The sequence below is a fragment of the Gemmatimonadota bacterium genome (assembly GCA_026702745.1).
Classification (GTDB): domain Bacteria; phylum JAAXHH01; class JAAXHH01; order JAAXHH01; family JAAXHH01; genus JAAXHH01.
In genome coordinates this window covers 1-2,120 of record JAPPBT010000084.1, presented here as the reverse complement: position 1 = coordinate 2,120, position 2,120 = coordinate 1, and the positions used below count along the sequence as shown (strand labels likewise).

Genomic DNA, 2,120 nt, shown 5'->3' with positions numbered 1-2,120 from the left:
CGGAAACCGCTGAACCTGCCCATCAACAGCAGCAGTACTCCGAACACCCACCATCCCGGCGAATACCACCCCAGCACGGCCAGCGCCGCAAAACTGGCGAGCGCGAGGTTTCTCTGCAGGCGCCTGCCTCCTGTCGCGCCCCCCGTGAAGGCATACAGGATATGACCGCCGTCCAGCTGGCCCACCGGCAGCAGGTTGAGCATGGTGACCAGGCAGCCGAACCATGCCGCCAAACCCACGGAATCGAGGTAGATAGTGTAATCCTCGGGTAACGGGCCGTGAATCAGGTACGCAAGTGCCTGAAACACCAGGGGTTCGCCCAGGTAGAGGCCCTCCCCTTCTCCGGGCATGAGATCCACCCGGGCGCCGACCAGGCTGTATGCCATGATCGGGACCGCCACGATGAAACCGGCGATGGGACCGGCGGCGCCGATGTCCATCAGGGCCTGCCGGTTCGGGTAGGGCGCCTTTGTCACGATGACGGCGCCGAAGGTACCCGGGTTCGGCGTGATGAAGAAGAAGGGCGAGGGGATGAAATGAGGCAGCGAGGTGTGGACGCCGTACCACCTGGCGTAGAGATAGTGGCCCATCTCGTGGGCCATGAGTATGCCGAGGACCGACAGAGAGAAGGGCAGGCCGTCCAGGAGTAGCGACGGGACGGTCACCAGGGTGAACAACACCACCAGCGGCGGAACCGTGGGGTGCTCCATGATCGTGCCGGAGATCAGGGTGGTCAGGAAGGTACAGGCGAACAGGACGGCGGGGCGGCGCCAATGCGTGCGCTGCTGGCCGGCTGCGTCCGCCTGCATGACATGGGGGAGCGTATCCTCAGGGGAATGCGGCGCCGGATCCGAATCGGGTGGGTGTAGCCTGTTATCCATGGATCGTGATTCCGCCTTCAGGGGATCGCGGCAGCTCCCTCACTGGCCGGCGGTGTCCTCCGCTGGGCTCTCCTGCCCGGTCTTGAAGAGAAAACGCTTGATCTTGCGCGTGGAAGTCTTGGAGAACTCTTCCCGGCGCAGCTCCACTTCTCTGACGCGCTTGTAGTCCGCCAGGTTCCCGCACCGCTCCCGCACCTCGTGGTTCATGAGCGCGGTCAGGGTCTCGTCGTCGTCCTGCACGCCCTCCTCTTCGAGGACTTCGAAGTCGGGGACTACGACCGCACGGACGTATTCTTCTCCCGAATCCGGATTCTCGGCGCCGAAGACGAGTGCCTCGGCGATGTAGGGACTGAGGACGAGTTCACCCTCGATTTCCTCCGGATAGATGTTCTTGCCGGCCCGGGTGATGATCACGTTCTTGAGCCGGCCCGCGATGTGGACATGCCCCTCGTCGTCGATCCATCCCGAATCGCCGGTGTGCAGCGCGCCGTCCTTGAGCACCTCGGCCGTGGCCTCGGGATTGTTGTAGTAACCCAGCATCACGTTCTCGCCCCGGACGACGATTTCACCCACGCCCGTGTCGTCCGGATTCACGACTTCCACGTCCACGCCGTTTATGGGTGGTCCGACGGAATCGGGTTTCGGAGGTTGCTCCACGCGATGCACGGAAACGACCGGAGACGTTTCCGTGAGCCCGTAACCCTGCAGGATGCGCAGCCCCAGGCGATCGAATCCCTCGGCTACCTCGGGCGGCAGGGCGGCGGCGCCGGATACGAAGAATCGGATGGTCCCCAGCCCGCCCTTGTCGCGAAGGCTTCGGAACAGGGCCGTGCCCATGCGCTTGTTGAACTTCTCGCCCAGTTTCACCACGCCCATCAGGAGGTTGAACACGGTCCGCGTGACCGCGGGCTGGGAGCCGACCTTGCGCATGATCCCCTGGTACATCTTCTCGTAAAGGAGCGGGACGGCCAGCATGATCGTCGCCCTGGAGTCCTTCATGGTCTCGACGATGTCTCTCGAGTTGAGGCTGCCCACGTAGGACACCATGGCGCCGTTATAAACCGGCGCGAGGAACCCGGCGGTGCATTCGAAGGTATGGTGCAGGGGGAGCACGGAGACGAAACTGTCGTCGGAGGTGATGGAGATGACCTGGCTGGCGGCCACCACGTTGGACATGATGTTCCGGTGGGACAGCATTACGCCCTTGGGCCGGCCGGTCGTGCCCGAGGTGTAGATCAG

General features: G+C 63.7%; 2 protein-coding genes. Both read right to left on the bottom strand.

Going from position 1 to position 2,120, the window contains the following annotated elements:
• A partial coding sequence (locus tag OXH56_14695; protein MCY3556559.1) for a site-2 protease family protein occupies positions 1 to 881 on the bottom strand: 881 nt, incomplete at its 3' end.
• Positions 882 to 920: 39 nt separating this feature from the next.
• A partial coding sequence (locus tag OXH56_14690; GenBank protein ID MCY3556558.1) for an AMP-binding protein occupies positions 921 to 2,120 on the bottom strand: 1,200 nt, incomplete at its 5' end.